Here is an 18,633-nt window from a genome sequence, read left to right on the forward strand (position 1 = left end):
TTTGAAAAAACGCCGTATTCCCTAGTTAACTAGATCATATGCTTCTGTTTTTTTAAGGTAAGTTCTCCAGGTGATGCACCACTTCTCTGGATTATCCAAATAATCTTGTTCGTCAATTTTGTGTATTGTACTAGTATGCGGAGCACTTTTGACGATTTCTGGGTTTTCATAGGCTTCATTGGAAATTTGCTCTAATGCGTTAATATATTCATCTAAATCCTCTTTTGAATAAGACTCTGTGGGCTCTAAGGTGAACGGTTGTTTCACGATATACGGATGGTGGCTGGTCCAGTAATGGAGACCAAAATCAGTCATTCTTAACTGAATATCCTCTGTTGTTACCCCGGTTTCCTTTGTTAACTGCTCCCAGCTATAACGGACCTGCTCAAGGCGGTGTCCTTTGACATAGGGTGCACCTGCCCCACGAATCGCTAAAACCTTGTGATACATATAGTTATTGTTTAACACGGCTGTTTTTGCTACTTCCTTAAGGCCGCCTGCTCCAAGGGCACGAATCCAGGCATAGGCACGCAATACTGTTTGAGCTACACCATGGAAAGAACGAACCTTACCAATTGAATGCTCTAAATCGTGCTGAAGTGAATATTTACCCTCCTTATAGTCAACAATTGGTGCTGGCAAGAACTCTTTCAATGCTGCTGTCACACCAAGTGCACCCGTTGCAGGTCCCCCGCACATATGCGGGGCTGCAAAGGTTTTGTGAAGATTAAAGAAACACATATCAAAGCCCGCTTCCTTTGCTCTTGTGATTCCTAAGAGGCCATTCGCATTCGCCTGATCGTAAAAGCAAAGACCGCCTGCCTGGTGAACAATATCTGTAAACTCTTTTATTTTCGGATTAAAAATGCCCGTATCCTCTGGGTTTGCCACTACAAATCCTGCTGTTCTCTCCGACACTACGGCTTTTAACTTTTCAATATCAGGAAAGCCATTCTCATCCGGATGCAAGGTAATAATTTTATAGCCTTTTACGGCTGCCGTTGCCGCCTGCGATGGGTGAGAGAAAATCGTCGTAATGATTTCATCCCGCTGATCTCCTTCGTCTTTTTGTTCATGGTATTTTCTTACGATTGATGCCATTGCAAACAGTGCTTGTGTTCCACTGCTTGGCTGGAAGGAGAAATAATCCATCCCCGAAATTTCTCTCATACATAAGTCCAGCTTGTAGAAAATTTCAAGCATTCCTTGAACGGTATCTTCATTCTGTAATGGATGAAGCTCCATCATCTTCGGATCTCGAACTAACAACTCGTTTATTCTTGGAATGTACTTCATCGTACAGGTTCCTTGTCCGATTTCTACATTAAAATCCGAACCAAGGGTTTCTTGAGAAAGTCTTAGATAATGTCTTAATACCCGTGCTTGACCAATTTCAGGGAGATTTGGCTTACTCCTTCTCTGCATTGCTACTGGAATGGCCGATGTTCCATCTCCTACGGCTAATGCAATTTTGTCATTTACCGGCGGTAGCTCTACACCCTTTTCCCCTGGCTGATGGAGTTCAAAAATAATCGGTTCATTCCATTTTGCTTGGTGAAAATCCCGGGTCTTTTTTGTTCGTTGAATCCTTTTCATGTCTGAATGCTCCTCTCTTCTATTGATTATTTCGCTAAAATATCCTTAATGGCTTGAACTAACTGGTCAATATCTTCTTTCGTATGAACCTCGGTTACACAAAATAATGCTGATTGACCAAACTCAGGAAACTCAAGTGAAAGGTCTTTTCCACCGAAAATCTCCTTTTTTAACAGTTCTTGATTAATTTGTTCAACTGAATAGCCGGTTTGATTAAAATCAACGATAAATTCTTTAAAAAATGATGAATGTAAACGTGATCCTGTTACACCAGCAATTTGATTCAATTCTTGAGCAGCATACTGGCTATTTTGCATAATGGTTTGGCCTACTTCCTGCATCCCATTTGGACCAAGTAAGGCCAAATAGACCCCGGCTGTGATACCCCATAATGCCGTCTGCGTTCCAACAGATTCTTTCCCATTTTCCCTTTGAGCAAATGAAGTCCGTTCATATGCCACATCTCCGAACCCATATTCTCCTTCTTTTACCGTAGGGACAATACCAAACAATCGCGATGGATACTCATTGACAACTTTCAGATCATTATGTGAGGCAATGAAGCCTGCCTGACCGCCACTGAAATTCATATGCATGCCTAGTGGCTGCAGGTCTCCACAAACAATATCAGCTCCATAATGACTTGGTGGTGCAAGTACGCCAAGAGAAATCGGGTCAACCCCAACTACCATCAGTGTTTCGTTTGCCTTTAATAGAGTAGAAATCTCTGTTCCTTGCGCCTCAATAAATCCAAGGTAGGATGGATTTTCAAAATATAGGGCCGCAACATCTTCTGTTAATTTTTCTTGTAAATCTGCTAAGTCCATTGCTCCTGATTTCGTATCAAATTGAACAAATTCAAATTCTAATTCCGGAGTTCCGTAGTTGATGATAATTTTCATTCGTTCGGATGCAACGGTTTTGGCTAATAGGACTTTTTTCCTCCCGGTGATACGGGCTGCCATTCTAATTGATGTAGCTGCCGCCTGCCCCCAATCAAAGGTTGGAACATTCACAACATCCATATCTACTAATTCAGCTAGTAAACTTTGATACTCATAAAGCGCCTGAAAACGTCCATGGTCCTCGTACGGTTCCCCCGCATAGGCCGTTAAAAATTCTGAACGCTGATTAATTTCATCACAAACTGCTGGGATAAAGTGCTGCCAGCAGCCAGCTCCTAGGAAATTCAAATATTCCTTTGCACTTGTATTCTTATTTAGAATTCCTTCAATATGTCGTCTAAGCTCGTACTCCGTTAATGCTGGCGGCAGTTTTAGATCTTCTTTAAGCTGTAGCTCCTCCGGGATACCAGAGTATAGTTCCATAATGGATTTGGCGCCGATCACCTTTAGCATCTGGGCTTGTACTTCTGGCACCATATTTGGAATATAAGGGTGTACCTTTTGTGACATGAAAATTACCTCCTTGTAGTTTGAACAGATTAATGGTTAATTTCCAATTTTGCAAAAAATCAGGCTAAACCGCCGCCATCAACTATTAAGTTTGTACCTGTTACCCACGCTGACAAGTCACTTGCAAGGAATAGTACTCCCTTGGCAATATCCCTTGGCGTTCCAAGTCTTTCTAACGGTCGACCTTTTGCAGAGGATACTAAAAAATCATCCTCTTTCAACTGTAATTGCTTCGCTTCATCCCGTAATAACGGAGTATCAGTATCGCCTGGACAAATACAGTTCACACGGATATTTTGCGGGCCATGGTCAATCGCCATTGCCTTTGTTAAATTCACCACTCCAGCTTTGGCCGCACAATAAGCAGCTGCCTGGTCTCCACCTTTTATTCCCCATCCAGAGCCCGTATTAATGATACTTCCACCGCCGCCTCTAGCCATTAGAGGAATTAAATATTTAGAAAGGAGATAAATTCCTTTTAAGGATACATCAATGACTAAATCCCAATCAGACTCCTCTAAATCAACTACCGTTTTTCTCCTGATAACACCTGCATTGTTAAAAAGGACATCGATGGTACCGTAATTTTTTTCGATATGATCTCTTACGGCGATACAATCGGTTCCATTACTTACATCACATCGTAAGAATTCCGCACTATATTCTTTCCTCTGTAATTCAGCCACGGCCTTTTGACCGTTTTCTGGATTAATATCTACCATAATTACCTTAGCACCAATTTCAGCCAAAAGTGTTGCAGTAGCTAGTCCAATCCCTGATGCCCCACCTGTTACCACACATACCTTATCCTCTAAACCGAAATAATCTTGAGTTATCATCTTAAAACCTCCTGAATAAATTAATTTAATTTATAGTAGAAAATCGTTAAACCCTTTTTTACTGCCCCATATATTTCTCGGAATCGCTAACGGCATTATTTAATAATTCTTTCGCATCCTGCTCCAGCAGGATGGCATTTATTGCTGACGATAAATTCCGATTGATTTCATCCCAATTTTTAGTCAGTAGATACGCTGGTGTCGCATTCGATCTTTCTAGCATTTTGTAAAATGGTCCAATTAATGGGTCTTGATCTGTTTTCAGATCTTTCACCATACTGATGCGAACAGGTAAATCAGCTGTTCTCATTTTTATTGCCTCTGGGGAAGAGAAAAATTTCACAAATTCCCATGCTAAATCTTTATTTTTTGAATCCTTCGCAATTGAAACCGCCGAAGCAGAAATAACTCCTCTTACTTCTTTTCCTTTAAATGCAGGCATTTCTACTGTTCCAAAGTTTACCTTAGCCTTTTTAAACTCCTCCAAGGGCCAAATTCCGCTTTCCCACATCGCAATCCTGCCTGCCTCAAAAACCTCTTCCCCACTTTGTTGATTTTTACCGCCAACAAGGACTGCGCTTTTTTGCTTGACCATGTCTGCAAATATTTCTATCGATTCTATGGTTTCTGGGCTATTCATATAGCTTTCGAGTTTCTTTCCATCCTCACTAATGAAGCTTGAGCCATTACTCCAAACAATGCCTTGAAGGTCATACGTATCTGGTTCTGGTCTTACCCCAAACCCATACTGCTCCATAGCAGGATTAGATAATTTCTTTGCCACACTCTTAAAGTCATCCCATGTCCATCCATCCTGTGGGTAGGGAATACCCGCTGCATCAAATAAATCCTTGTTATAATAAACCACCCTTGTTGTAAAACCGGCTGGCATACCATACAGTTTTCGATACATCGTCGAATAGTTAAAGAGACCTTGGTAAAAATCATTCAAATCAATAGTGGGGTCTTTTTTAATAAAATTGTCAAGGGGTTCAAGTGATTGAAAATAGGATGGATAATTCCACATATACATGACATCTGGCGGATTTTTCGCACCAAATGCTGCAGCCAGCTTTTGGTCAAATTCATCACCATAGGCTTCCATCTGCACCTTTATAAATGGATGTTTTTCTTCAAATTTTCTAGCTATTTTCTCTTGAATATTTAAGGCTTCTCCCGAGTCCCAGGTTGCAAAACGAAGAACGATTTTTTCGCTTTCTTCCTTCCCTGTTTGATCTGCTCTGCTGCTAGATTGCTTGTTTGAACAGGCAGTCAAAACGAATAGTAAAATAAGTGCTAGAAAAATGATCCTAAATTTCTTCATTAATAGTTCCTCTTTTTCCTATTAAATAGTAGAAACCGCTTTCATTATAACTTGAATGAAAGCGGTCTAGAACTTACTATCAGCTTATACTTTTTGTATATTTGTTTGAATTTTCCCTAAATTGTGAACGGTAGGGAAATTTGTTAGCTCACATTCTGCTTTTTGTTTTGTCGATATTCTGATGGAGTTTTACCCATACATTTTTTAAACCATTTGCTGAAATATTTTCCATCCTGAATGCCTATTTTTTCGCCAATTTCTTGTAAAGGAAGGGAAGTATTTTCAAGAAGTTCACACGCAGCTTTGACTTTCAGCTTTTCCATAAAGGTGATAAAGCTTTCCCCAATAGTCTTTTTAAACATAGTACTAAAATGACTCCGGCTTAAGCCCACTTCATTTGCAATATAGCTAGATGAAAAAGATTGATCTAAATCCTCGATAATGATTTGAACAGCCTTGCGAATCGGGAATGGCCAATCCTCCATCGAAAACTTAAATTGTTTTTCAAATTTGAACCTGCGATAAAGATTTGTCACTCCATCCATCCATTCTTTCATTCCTCGATTTGGGCCATAATCCTTCCAACGAATAGAGGAATCAATATGTCTAGCCTCAACTAGAAGATGTTCAAAATCCGCTTTTGACCCTTCTTGGATAAAAATAAACGCTTGATCCTGCCCGCAAGAAATCTTCGCAAAGTGTTTTTCCCCACAAGACAGTTTCTTATCAAAATTTTCGTTGTTATTTAGTCCGTTAATTAAATAAATATAATAGGGATTTTCCATCCAATTCCACTCATTAGCAAACAACTCCCCTGCTAACGCGGGAAAGGAACTTTCAAAGTCACATAACCATCCATAGAATTCCTTTGATAGTTCGGTTGAATCATAGGAATTCTGGGTATTGGCATGATTAATTTCAGCTTCAATGCGTCCAAGGTATTCTTCAAATTGTTGGTCTTCAAAGGCTGTTTTCAAAATATAACCTGAAGCACCAATATTCATTCCCTCCTGCGCAAAAGTGAAGTCTCGATGGCAGCTCAGCAATAATATTTTCGTAGCTGGGGAATTCTGTTTTATGTTTCTAGCAAGCTCCATTCCATTCATTTCAGGCATGACAATATCTGTGATTACTAGTTCGGGAGAATGCTGTAGAAAGAGCTCCAAAGCTTTTTGCCCGTTAGGTGCATCAGCAATGACCTCCATCCCAAATTTCCCCCAGTCGACCGTTGAGATTAGTCCTTTTCTAACAATGAGTTCATCATCTGCAATTAATACCTTTATCATTAACGTTATCTCCTTTTTGGCCATTTAATGCTAAAGATTGTTTTCATGCCCACAACTGATTCGATAGATAAGCCATACTCATTTCCAAAGTGAAGCCTTACCCGTTGATTGACATTATAAACACCGATTCCCCTTCCATTTTCACCCTGATGTTTCGGGTTGAGAAGCTTTTCAATCGTTTCTTTATTCATTCCTTTGCCATTATCGGTTAAGGTAAGTTCTAGATATTCAGGTTTCACGCTAGCAACTAGCTCAATTCTTCCTTGACCATCCTCAAAAGCATGGAAAAAGATATTTTCAAACAATGGCTGGAGGGTCATCCTAGGGATTAAATAGTCCAAGCATTCCGAATGAATCATTTCTATATATTCAAATGTTTGGCCATACCGTATCTCTTGAACCTTCAAGTAATGCTTGATCGTCTGGAGTTCCTTTTTTAACGGAATTAACTCATCAGCAAAATTTAAATTTTCATGCAGAACCTCAGTTAAATGGTAGATCATCTCTTGCACTTCCTTTGCTCCTAAGAGCCTTGCTTTCCATTGGATTGAGTTTAAGGTGTTAAATAATAAATGAGGGTTAATTTGATAATGAAAAGCCTTTAACTCTGCTTGCCTTTTTAACCGTTCGGTCAAGCTGATTTTCTCGATTAACTCTTTAATTTGATTGACCATATCATTAAAGCTTTGAGATAAAATTCCTAATTCATCCGTAGTAGTAACCGCTATCTGTGTATCTAAGTTTCCTTCACTGACTCGCTTCATCGAGGAATTTAGACTTTTAATTCCCTTTGTCAGCGGAACAGAAAAAACAATTGCCAGTAGGGATACAAGTATAATTGAAAATAAAATAGCTGCTATCGTATAACGTAAAATCACATTTGATGATTGATAATAATATTCTTGAGGAATGCGAACATGGATATCCCATCCATAGGCATCAAAGTGGTTATTCCAGATAATATCTGATGTCAATTCCTTCGGTGTCTTTTTTGTCTTATAGACCACCTGGTTCTGACCATTTCTAAGGGTGATAGAAGAGTGAAGCTTATTTTCTAGAAAACCAATATAAGAGAACAGCTCCTCCGCATTTGTTTCTATTAAAAGCTTACTTCCTTTCAATACCCCAAAATCACTTTCAATTGGAAAAACAAGTCCGATAATTTTTTCATCTTTATTACCAGTGTAATAATGGTCAGAATTATAAAAACCTATCCAGTGATCTCCTTGTTTTAAGCGATTAATCTCTTTCCAAAAAGGCTTTTGAAAGAGCTTATGTATATCTAAGCGACTATTTCCATAATAATAGCCTGTATTGGTAATTAAATAGATTCCCTTTGTGTCATAGGTTTTATGTGCCTCTAAATATCTTTCAAAGTTTTTGATTTCAATAAACCCTGTATACGTTCTAGGGATTTCCTCCTGTAATATCACCAAAGTTGGATCCGATAAATACTGATTAATATCCTTCGAAATGACATACATAAGCTCAAATATATTTTCAATTTGTTTATCAAGTTGAGAAACAGCAAATTGCTCATAATCATTAAATTGTTTGTTCACAATTTCAGAAGACTTTCCATATGATAGGAATCCAAATAATAATAATGGAAACACAGCAACTATGAGGAAAAACAACACCATTTTCGTACGAATGCTCCGGAAAGAATAGTTTTTAATTTTTGCTGAAAGTTTTTTCAAAGTTCTCCTCACTCGATTCACCTAAAATAATATATGGTACAAGAAAAAAGAGGGGGTCACAGCACCCCCACATGACATTATTTCTTTTTAGGTACTGTGGCGCTTTCTCTTACGATTAGTTTGGTGTTTATTGTTATTTTTTTGCTGATTTCTCTTTTGGAGGAGAGTTTTTCTATCAGTAAATCAACGGCTGTTTCTCCCATAATTTCTGTATAGAGTTTAACGGTTGTTAATGGTGGAACCATATATTGAGCGGTGGCTACATCGTTAAAACCAACAATACTTAGTTCAGCCGGAATTTTTATACCAAGCTCATAGGCAGCTTTATAGCATCCAACCGCAATGGTATCATTAGCGACAAATATAGCTGTCGGCTTTTGTTCGCTAGTTAACATTTCTTTTAAGAGGGTATACCCGTCTTTCGGATCGTATCCGCCAATTTTCACTAATTCTTCTTTGAAAATATTCTTTTCTTTTAAATAATTCTCAAAAACGTCCTGTCTCAAATCTTTAAATCGATTACCATACATATCCGTTTCGATACCGCCAATAAACCCAATATTTTCATGGCCTAATTCGATTAAGTAGTTAAGCGCATTTTTTGTTGCAGAATTAAAATCGATAATAACAGAATCAAAATACTGATCGTCCGGATTTGAATCGATGAAGACACAAGGTTTATCGAAACTCTTAATCTTTTCAATATCCTTATTTTTGAAAGTCCCCAGGCACAAAATCCCATCAATCTTTCGGATACTTCCCTCATTGCCTTCCTTTTCGATTCTGTAGAAATCAATGCCTTTTCTCTTCAGTTTCTTTTCCAAGGCGACCCTGATCGATAGGTAATAGGTATCCACTAATTCCTCCTCTAAAGAGAAAGAATCATATAACCCTATTTTCCATTTACTCTTTGCCTTTTTCTTCGGAGTGATTACATAGGCTAATTCCTCTGCAGCTTCAAACACTCTTTTTCTTGTTTCCGGTGGTACATTCAAGGTTTCATCATAATTTAACACGCGTGATACGGTCGTGATTGAAACATTAGCTAGCTTAGCAATATCTTTTATTGTGGCCATGATTTCTCCCAACCTACTTTTACTTTTATATTCTCTATTACGTTATTTCTTTTAATTTTTTCTTATTTAAAAATGGTAACTTTGTTTCCGAAATGATAATAGCACTTAGAATGAGTATGGCACCGACCACCATTTTGACGGTCATTACCTCATCCAAAATCGCAATGGAAAACACCATTCCCCAAAACGATTCTGTTGACAGAATGATCGCAGCCTTTGTTTCTGTGATCATCTTCTGGGCTAAGGTTTGCAATAGATAAGCAATCGTTGTTGAGAAAATCCCTAGGTACAGGAGTGAGTACACACCTTCCTTTGCCATGACAAAAGATGTTTCCCCTTTAAATAATACGACGATCACTCCGATGACTGCCGCTGTCACCATTTGTACGAGTGTTAGAGCAACCGGGTCTGAATCTTGAACGTATTTAGCCGTGTAGAAGATATGGAAGGCAAAACCAAACGCACAGCCCAGTGTCAGCAAGTCCCCAATATTTATGCCGGCGGATAGTTTAAGTGACAAGACGCCAATACCAACCATCGCTAAAACAGCGCCCGAAAGCTCGTATAAATCCATTTTCCTTTTATAGATGACTAATCCAATAAAAGGAACAATAACCACATTAACAGCTGTTAAAAAGGCATTCTTTGACGGGGTCGTAAATTGAAGTCCTACCGTTTGCAGCGCAAAGGCCAAATATAAAAAGATCCCCAATACTGCTCCTTTTATGATAGTACTTTTATTAATATTTTTCAGTCTTTTATGGAAAATTATACTTAATATCAGCGCACCGATTAAAAATCTCCCTGCCAAGATCTGATAGGGTGTAAAGTGATCCAAGGATATGGCGCTGGCAACAAATCCGCTGCCCCATATAATCGCTGTAATTGTCAGCGCAATTTCTCCAAAATACTTTTGCATTTAATCCCCCCTCACTTTATCGCTTAAAAGCAATAAAAATACACTCGATGTCCAGGTAAAGGATGTATCCACTAACCCCTTGCCATTAATCGGATCAAAGTTTTCCGCCATCCCCCCCACTAAGGTAAGATCGAGGAACTTATCACGCAAGCGATTTCCAGCCTCTACGTAGCCATTCTTTTTTAACGCATCGATAAAGAGATACGTAACGGGAGCCCAAATCGGACCAAGCCAATACCCATTTTCCTGATATAAATTACTCGTTAAACTCTCGGTAGCTAAGCCATAGGCTGTTTCAAAGTTTGCTTCAAGGTCAGATACTAAGGAATCCATGACACTTTTATTAAATCGATAGCCAATGATGACTGGAAGACGCAAAATTAAACTGGTTCGAATCTCTATTTTTTCACTATTCTTACCAACGCGTCCGTAAAAACCTTGCTCATCATAAAGTCTCTCTAATAGAAGAGTAAACAGGCTGTCTGCTTTCTCTTTAAATTTTATCGCTTCCTCATTTTCACCCAAAGCTTCTGCAAAGGAGGAGAGGATATCATTCGTACGAATGAAGAAACTAGCCAGGTCGGGTGCTTCGACAGGCATTCCGACATGAAATAACGATCCATTATCCCAACCTGAATCATTTCCATGTTTATAGTGTGGCAGCCTGCCCTGATAGGTGCGATAGTCATCAAAATAGTTCATTACTTTTTTTGTAGACTCATAGACCGTTCTTAAGCGTTGCTCAACCTTAAAGTAATCATTTTTTTCCATTAACTGTTCATAAATGTATGCAAAAACAGGGGGCTTAATACAGTTGTACGAGATGAATTTATCATTCACAAAATCTGGATAGACACCAGACTCATCTTGAGTATCCATAAAAATCTTTAATTGGGCATAGGCGAGTTCAGGGTACTTTTCCCCTAAATTCAAGGCGTTAAAACAGTTATCCCAAGACCAAATATTATACATCCAAAGCTTCGACATATACATCGCATAATCCTTTAGTACACCATCAGGATGGACGATGCTCGACCAAGTAATATACGCTGCCTTCTCCAAGGAAGGCAGATATTTAGCCTCTGTCTTTCCCGGATTCATAGACTGAAACCATTCCTTATAAAGCCGTTCTACTTGTTCTTTTCCTTGGCTAAAAGGAAGGTATTCCTTTTTTTGATAGACCGTTCGATAGCTTTCGAGGACAAAGTGTCCATTACTCATCCGCATATCGATAAAATCATTGCCGATAATATTCCAAGGTGCCTCAACGGACATGTCACCAGTCAGGTTCAGAATCATTACCTTTAATTCCTTAGGATAGATGTGGTATTCGTACATCCCATCTTCCAATTCCATTAAGGAATCATACTTTCCCTTTGTTGCTCTCAATCTAAATTCTACATCTTGCACGTCAATATGAAGTTCATCTTCCTCAGAGATGATCATTTCCACAACAGGTTCAGGATCATCTTTTAAACAGAAGGTTAAGGATACCTCTGAAGCCTGTACTTCAAATTCCCTTTCCACACCGTCTTTTACTAGTTCTATCTTGAAAAGTTTTGATGGGGCATCATCGCCGCCATGAACGTCTCGAATATATACTTCCTCTGAATCCTTTTCTTGTGAGATGCAAAAATAGGATCCAAATCTGGAAAAAGGTATTTCTTTAATGTCTAATTTCATCCTTTTCTCCTTTACTCTGCTTTGCAACTTTTTAATAATTTCAAATAAGCAGGGTTTCCCCTGCCTATCACATTTTATCCAGAATGGTAAGGTTTCACTTTATCTCGCTCTAAAAAATTTACTTTCCGCAACCAGGCCGTCACTGTGAATCTTCCTTATTTCCATCCCGATTTCAAAGTCTTCTATTGCTGCTCTGTAGCTTGGAAGTTGTTCCTCTCCACAGCTATTGCTTCCCAGACCACTTTGTTTATAATCGATGGTTAGCACATTATATGGTGACTTTTTAATAGTGCCGCGATGTGTTGCTTCCTCTAATGCACTCGTTTCATAGTCATGAATAGTGAAATCTCTTAATTCCTTAAAATTAACTAAAATCGATTGATTTCCCTTCGTTAATGCTAAGAATGAGGTATCACATCTTGACCCATTCTCCTGCGGATAGACATAATCCGTATGCATTTCCTCTACACTTTTACGGTAAAGGCCAATACTTTGGCTTCTCTTGCTATCCTGGTAACTCTCCGAATCTCCTCGTCCATACCAAGTCACATCATCATACTCGTTGTTTAGATGCATGGTTAGTCCGATTCTTGGCAGCATTTCAGGGATTTCTTTTCCTCTAATCACTTTATAGCCTTTCAAGTGGAGATTTAAGACTCCATCCTGAGTGATTCGATAATGATAGTGAAGCTCAAAGCCCCAGGCTTGATTCACACTAGATAGATATTTTTTAATCTCAATATCTATATAATCTTCATTTACTACATAGGCAAGGGAAACAAATTGTTCCTTCGCATTTTTTAAAAAGTACTTATTTATCCAATCATCTTTCTTATACATATCATTATCGATGATCGCTCTCCAAAGTGTAAGTTCTGGCCCCTTATTGATAATCTCTTCCCCATCTATTTGATAGGATAAGAGAACACCATGAACCTTCGAAAAGACAGCTTTAAATCGATCCGAATGCACCATCAGCTGTGTTTGATCTTCCACGATGTCAATCGTTGTTTCTGACTTACGATGATTACTTACCACTTGTTTGATTATCTTTGTCGATTCGAGTAAGAAACTTTCGCTGGTTATGAGATGGCCTTCACCTGCATACAGTGTACTGTCCGGTTCTGAATAACTTAACCCAATGCGAACATCCTCGTAGGTTAATGCTTCTTCAAGATTGACAGGTAAGGTGATTTCCATTACTTCCTGGGCGTGAATACTCGGCAGGGAGATACTCTTTTCTTCAATTACCCGATCAAAAGATTTGACGGTAATATGTAGCTGAATATCTTCCAGGTTTCTAAAATCATATCTGTTTTTAACTCTAATTTTTAGGCGTGGAAGGTCTACCGCTTCGGTTACAATCGGTTCAATCACTTTTTTATATTCTATCAGTCCAGGTGATGGTGTCCGATCAGGAAACACCAGGCCGTCAATACAGAAGTTTCCATTCGTAGGAAAATCCCCAAAATTGCCGCCGTATAAATAATAGGTATTTCCATCTTTATCTATCGTTTCGATTCCATGGTCATACCATTCCCAGACGAATCCGCCCTGTAACCTCGGGTATTTCCTCATTACGTCTTGATACTCTGTCAGGCCCCCTGGTCCATTTCCCATCGCATGGCCATATTCACATAAAATATGTGGCTTTTTCCCTTCAGCATCCTTGCCGATCTCTTCCAATGCATCCAATCTAGTGTACATCGTCGTATACATATCACTATAGGCCGCAACCCGATCTCCTTCATAATGGACCAATCGAGTAGGATCAATTTCTTTGATTGCCTGATACATAGCGGTGAAGTTTCTGCCTGCACCTGATTCATTCCCTAACGACCAAATAATCACACTAGGATGATTTCGATCTCGTTTCACCATCCTGACGGCCCGATCGACATACTGCTTTTCCCACAGTTCATTGTCACTTAACCAGTTATAATTCCCTGTGTTCTCAAAGCCATGGCATTCAAGATCCGCTTCATCAATCACATAGAGTCCATACTCGTCACAAAGATCATAGAAAACATCATTATTTGGATAATGGGCGGTTCGAACCGCATTGATATTATGCTGTTTCATTAAAATGACATCCTGAAGCATGTCTTCATAAGTGACGGTCCTGCCCATGACAGGGTTAAAATCATGCCGATTGACACCGTTAAAGAAAATTCTCTTTCCATTCACTCTCATTTCATTATCAACAATATCAATCGATCTTACTCCGAATCGTAAGGGAACGTATTCCTTTTCCCCATTGACAAATTCATACTCCAGTGTAGCACGATATAGGTTAGGTTCCTCGGCATTCCATAATAATGGATTGACCATTTTCCTCAATACCCGGAACTCGCCATTTACAACTTCAACAGGAAAGCAATCAATCTCTTTTTCCTTTTGAAAAAGCTTCACGGTCATTCCGGTAACAGTACTCGTCAAAAACCTTCCGCTTAAGACTAGCGTGAAATCTTTAAAATCGTCATCCGGGAGGGTTTCAATCGTAACATCCTCAAGTGTATCTTGATTTACTCGATACAACTCTACACTTCTAAAGATCCCTGAAAGCCACCACATATCTTGGTCTTCTAAGTAGGTACCATCTGAAAATTGGTAAACGCGAACGGTTACTCTATTTTTTCCGTTTTTCACGTAATCTGTGAGGTCAAATTCCGACGGCATTCTCGATCCCTTACTGTAGCCTGCATGAACCCCATTCACATAGAGATCGAAGGCTGAATCCACACCATTAAATTTTATGATGATTTTTTCCGCTTCCTTTATATCCTCTAACTCAATATCCTTGAAGTAAATCCCTGTCGGATTTTCCTGTGGAACAAAGGGAGGATTAATTGGAAAGGGGTACAATACATCGGTATAGTGCATTTTTCCATAACCCTTCAACTGCCAGCAAGAAGGCACAACAATATCATCCAAACGATCAATCTCAAAGTCTGCTGCTTCAAAATTAACAGGCGAAAATTCCGGTGCCGCTAAAAATAAAAACTTCCAATCTCCATCAAGTGATGCATAGCCTTTTCTATTTTCCTTTATGAATGTAAGAGCCTCATTGAATTCACTGTATCTATAAAAATCAGTATGTGCCGGAAGCCTGTTTAGTGCTGTAAGATGGATATTTTCCCATCTCTTCATTTCCCGTTGCATGATATCTTCCCCCAAACTTTATTACTTAATTGAGCCGCTAATTCCCTCAACAATATATTTCTGCGCAAACGCAAAAACAATGACTGGCGGAATGATCATGACGAGTGTCATTGCCATAATTGGGATAATTTGCAGCTCATGGACTCCTTGGAAGGATGCTAAACCAAGTGCCATCGTATATTTAGCTTGATCATTTAAATAAATAAGTGGACCTAAGTAGTCATTCCACACCAAAATGATATTTAATACGGCAATCAATGTTAAAGGTGCCTTCATTATAGGAAGGAAAATTTTATAAAAAATTTGGAACTCATTGGCTCCATCAATTCTGGCCGCATTCTCTAAATCCTTTGGAATATTCATTAAAAACTGCCGTAACAAAAAGATATTGTATGCAGAACCAAAGAAGGCAGGAACGATTAATGGCTTTAATGTATTGATCCAGCCAAACAAGTTAAACTCCATATAAAGTGGAATCATCGTAACATCCCATGGAATCATCATGGTTGATAGGAGCAGGATAAAGAGAATATTCTTGTATTTAAAGTCGTACCTGGCAAAGCCATAGGCAACTAAAGAACAGGAAATAACCTGGCCGATTGTCGTTAGCACTGTTACAATCATCGAGTTCTTAAAATACGTTCCAAAAGGCTGGCTATTCCAGGCATCAATGAAATTACTAACTAAGAAGGAATCAGGGATAAATCTTGGCGGGTAACTAAAAACTTCCGATTCAGACTTGAGTGAAGTGATTAACGCCCAGATAAAAGGAAATAAGAAGTAAAGTGAAAAAATAACAAGAATGGTATAAACGATGATTTTAAATCTCCTTGAAAGCTTCATTACTTTTTACCTCCTTTTCTTTCCCTTTTAACCTCAGCCTCATAGAATACCCATGCAGAGGATGATTTAAAGATTAATAATGTTAGTAGCAGGATGATGATAAACATAAACCATGCGTTTGCACTTGCATAACCCAGTTCATGGTGTTTAAAGGCATTGTTATAGACAAATAATCCATAAAAATAAGTAGATTTTAATGGTCCGCCGCCGGTTAACAGCAGCACTAACGTTAATTGCTGTAAGGCTGCAATAACGGATGTAATCACATTAAATAGAATCGTTGGTGTAATGGTAGGAATCGTAATACTAATAAATTGTCTGATAGGCCCCGCTCCATCAATGGATGCAGCCTCATACATTTCTTTCGGTATTCCTTTAATATCTGTATAGAAAATCAGCATCATCGTCCCTACTCCCCAGGCACTTGCGATGACAATAATAAAAATGGCCCACGTAGGATCAATCAGCCAGCTTGGTCCTTCGATACCAAGCAAAGAGAGTATATAGTTTAGAACGCCGTACTCTGTGTTAAACATCCAACCCCAAATAATCGACACTGCAACGCCCGATACAACTGCCGGTAAATAAAAGATCGTCCTGAATATCTTAATCCCTTTGACTGGCTGTGTAATAAGAAGTGCGAGCACCAAGGCAACGAAGAGGTTTAATGGAACAAAGATTAACGCAAACTTTAACGTGATTCCCAGAGAATTATAGAACTGAGGGTCAGCTGTAAACATCTTAGTAAAGTTGTCTATTCCGATAAACTTCGCTTCACCTGCAATAGGCCAATCAAACAAACTCATCACTAATGAAAAAGCTAAAGGCCCCAATGTAAACACTAGAAACCCAATGATCCAAGGCAAGATAAATAAATATGGCACTCTTTTACGGACTAATGTGAATTTCTGTTGTTTTTTCTTTTTAGTAAACATAAATTTCCCTCTTAATTGGTTTGACCTTTTGAAAAATGAGATGACTATCATTGTTGTTTAATTTCAGCACATAGTAGAAAATGAGAATATATCCCGTTTTCCTGGATACACTCTCATTCTACTCAATCAAAAAACTCTACTTGACTACACTATTTAAAGCTTCTTCAGGCTCAAATCGTGTACTTGGGTTAAATATTTGTTCAAAGGTTAAACTCAAATCCTCTGATAACTTGCTCCAGTCATCAATAATAAATGATGTTGGTGTGTATCCTTCACTTTGTTCCAGCATCGAGTAAAATACCTGTTTAATTGGATCCTCTTGAAGTTTTTCCGACTCAACCACACTCTTTAGGACTGGAAGTTCAAAGGAAATTCTTTCTTTATTTGCCTGTTCACCTGTCCAAAACTCCATAAATTTAAAAGCAGCTTCTTTATTCTTGGAATCCTTCGACATAGCAATACCAGAAGAACTAACAATACTTGCACCAGGGTTAACTCCAAATCCTGGGATTTCAACTACACCGTAATTAATTCCAGCTTCTTCAAAGGCGGTAAGGTACCAAGCACCGTTAATAAACATACCTACCTTGCCTGATTTCATTTCAGTGTCGCCCCAGCCTTCTGTTGTTATCGCAATTTCCTTTTCCAACATATCTTGGAACATAGTAAATGTTTCAATTGATTTGTCTGAATTCAGGTTACCATCTAAATTCCCTTTACTATCTACATAGGAAGCACCATTGCCCCATAAATACATTTCAAAATCGTATGGATCCGGCTGTCCTGGGAAGGCAAAACCTGTGATTTTCTTATCTTTATCTGTCAGCTTCTTTGCTGTCTCCTGAAGATCATCCCATGTCCAGCCAGCTTGTGGGTATTCCAGCCCTTTTGCATCAAATAAATCTTTATTATAGTAAACAACATGCGTCGTATAACCTACTGGAAGTCCGTAAATATCCCCATCCACGGAGTTATAATTCCATAATGTTTCATAGAAATTACTCTTATACTCTTCGCCTCTATCTTTTATATAAGAATCGAGTGGCTCCAAAGCATCCTTATATTGAGGGTAATTCCACATATACATGATATCTGGAGCATCCTTCGCTCCGATACCTGCCGTGATTTTAGTGTCATATTCCCCACCGTAAGCCTCTAAAACTACTTCTATATCAGAATTCTCTGTATTGAATTGATCAATTAGCTTTTGCTGCAACTCAACATCATCACCAACATCCCAAGTCGCAAATCTGATCGTATTCTTTCCATCTTTAGCTGTTTCCCCGTTCGAACCTTTTGAGCTACATGCTGATAAAAGTAACATGGTTATGATAGTAAAAAGAAAAAATAGTTTCGTTTTAGATAACCTCATATTGTTGCCCCCTAGTAGTTTATAGGATTAGTATAATTGCATTTTTACTAAAAGTAAATGCTTTCATTACGGTTTTTACTAAAATATTTATCATTAATTTAAAATTATCAGATAAAACAACGTGGTGAATTTCACCAAGAAGGACGGGGGAGGTCCTTCTGCTATTTCTTGTATTCACTCCTTGGTCAATTGTAGGAGCTTGTCGAAGAAAAACGTCTTTACGGTTACAGATTTCTCCAATTATCTCATCTGCTATTTGATATCCTAAAAGATATTATTGTTATTTTCTCACCTCGGAATCCTACCATATTTATGCTGGTAATAACCCCATTTCTTCTATAATAATTAAGGCGTTTTCAATTCTAGTAATTTAAATATATCTAGACATTCATAAAGATAATCTATAAAGAGGGAGTGGATTTCATGGACGAGCACGGAAATTTCTCTACAGGATTAATATGGGGCACTTCGTTAAGTATTCCT

Annotated in this window: 13 protein-coding genes; all 13 read right to left on the reverse strand. The window is 38.6% G+C overall.

The genetic code is table 11. The features are described 5' to 3' along the window. Positions 1 to 21: 21 nt before the first annotated feature. Complete coding sequence (gcvPB, locus tag NSS81_RS09300; protein WP_342433217.1) at positions 22 to 1,596, reverse strand: aminomethyl-transferring glycine dehydrogenase subunit GcvPB; 1,575 nt, start codon at positions 1,594 to 1,596, stop codon at positions 22 to 24. A 26-nt stretch (positions 1,597 to 1,622) separates the two neighbouring features. Next, positions 1,623 to 3,011, reverse strand: coding sequence for an aminomethyl-transferring glycine dehydrogenase subunit GcvPA (gene gcvPA / locus NSS81_RS09305; RefSeq protein ID WP_342433218.1), 1,389 nt, complete (start codon positions 3,009 to 3,011; stop codon positions 1,623 to 1,625). 59 nt (positions 3,012 to 3,070) lie between these two features. Next, entirely contained in the window at positions 3,071 to 3,850 is a 780-nt protein-coding gene (locus NSS81_RS09310; protein ID WP_342433219.1) for a glucose 1-dehydrogenase, read from the reverse strand. A 58-nt stretch (positions 3,851 to 3,908) separates the two neighbouring features. After that, positions 3,909 to 5,174: a sugar ABC transporter substrate-binding protein gene (locus NSS81_RS09315; protein ID WP_342433220.1), complete on the reverse strand. Its 1,266-nt coding sequence runs from the start codon at positions 5,172 to 5,174 to the stop codon at positions 3,909 to 3,911. A gap of 143 nt (positions 5,175 to 5,317) precedes the next feature. Further along, positions 5,318 to 6,460, reverse strand: coding sequence for a response regulator (locus tag NSS81_RS09320; protein WP_342433221.1), 1,143 nt, complete (start codon positions 6,458 to 6,460; stop codon positions 5,318 to 5,320). Positions 6,461 to 6,465: 5 nt separating this feature from the next. After that, positions 6,466 to 8,160 carry a sensor histidine kinase gene (locus NSS81_RS09325; protein WP_342433222.1) on the reverse strand — a complete coding sequence of 565 codons (1,695 nt, stop codon included), beginning with the start codon at positions 8,158 to 8,160 and terminating at the stop codon, positions 6,466 to 6,468. 77 nt (positions 8,161 to 8,237) lie between these two features. Next, a complete protein-coding gene (locus NSS81_RS09330; RefSeq protein WP_342433223.1) occupies positions 8,238 to 9,236 on the reverse strand; it encodes a LacI family DNA-binding transcriptional regulator in 999 nt (332 codons plus the stop codon). A 37-nt stretch (positions 9,237 to 9,273) separates the two neighbouring features. Beyond that, positions 9,274 to 10,155, reverse strand: a complete 882-nt coding sequence (locus NSS81_RS09335) for a DMT family transporter (RefSeq protein ID WP_342433224.1) — start codon at positions 10,153 to 10,155, stop codon at positions 9,274 to 9,276. Then, positions 10,156 to 11,838: a trehalase family glycosidase gene (locus NSS81_RS09340; protein ID WP_342433225.1), complete on the reverse strand. Its 1,683-nt coding sequence runs from the start codon at positions 11,836 to 11,838 to the stop codon at positions 10,156 to 10,158. Between the two features lie 99 nt (positions 11,839 to 11,937). After that, positions 11,938 to 14,988 carry a glycoside hydrolase family 2 TIM barrel-domain containing protein gene (locus NSS81_RS09345; protein ID WP_342433226.1) on the reverse strand — a complete coding sequence of 1,017 codons (3,051 nt, stop codon included), beginning with the start codon at positions 14,986 to 14,988 and terminating at the stop codon, positions 11,938 to 11,940. A gap of 33 nt (positions 14,989 to 15,021) precedes the next feature. Beyond that, positions 15,022 to 15,843: a carbohydrate ABC transporter permease gene (locus NSS81_RS09350; RefSeq protein WP_342433227.1), complete on the reverse strand. Its 822-nt coding sequence runs from the start codon at positions 15,841 to 15,843 to the stop codon at positions 15,022 to 15,024. Beyond that, the gene (locus NSS81_RS09355; RefSeq protein WP_342433228.1) at positions 15,843 to 16,778 is read right to left on the reverse strand and encodes a sugar ABC transporter permease; all 936 of its coding nucleotides are present in this window, start codon (positions 16,776 to 16,778) and stop codon (positions 15,843 to 15,845) included. The genes NSS81_RS09350 and NSS81_RS09355 overlap by 1 nt, the downstream gene beginning before the upstream one ends. Before the next feature lie 136 nt (positions 16,779 to 16,914). Next, a complete protein-coding gene (locus NSS81_RS09360) occupies positions 16,915 to 18,150 on the reverse strand; it encodes a sugar ABC transporter substrate-binding protein (protein WP_342433229.1) in 1,236 nt (411 codons plus the stop codon). Between the last annotated feature and the right edge of the window lie 483 nt (positions 18,151 to 18,633).

Origin of the sequence: Neobacillus sp. FSL H8-0543 (genome assembly GCF_038592905.1) — a bacterium.
Lineage (GTDB): Bacteria > Bacillota > Bacilli > Bacillales > Cytobacillaceae > Neobacillus.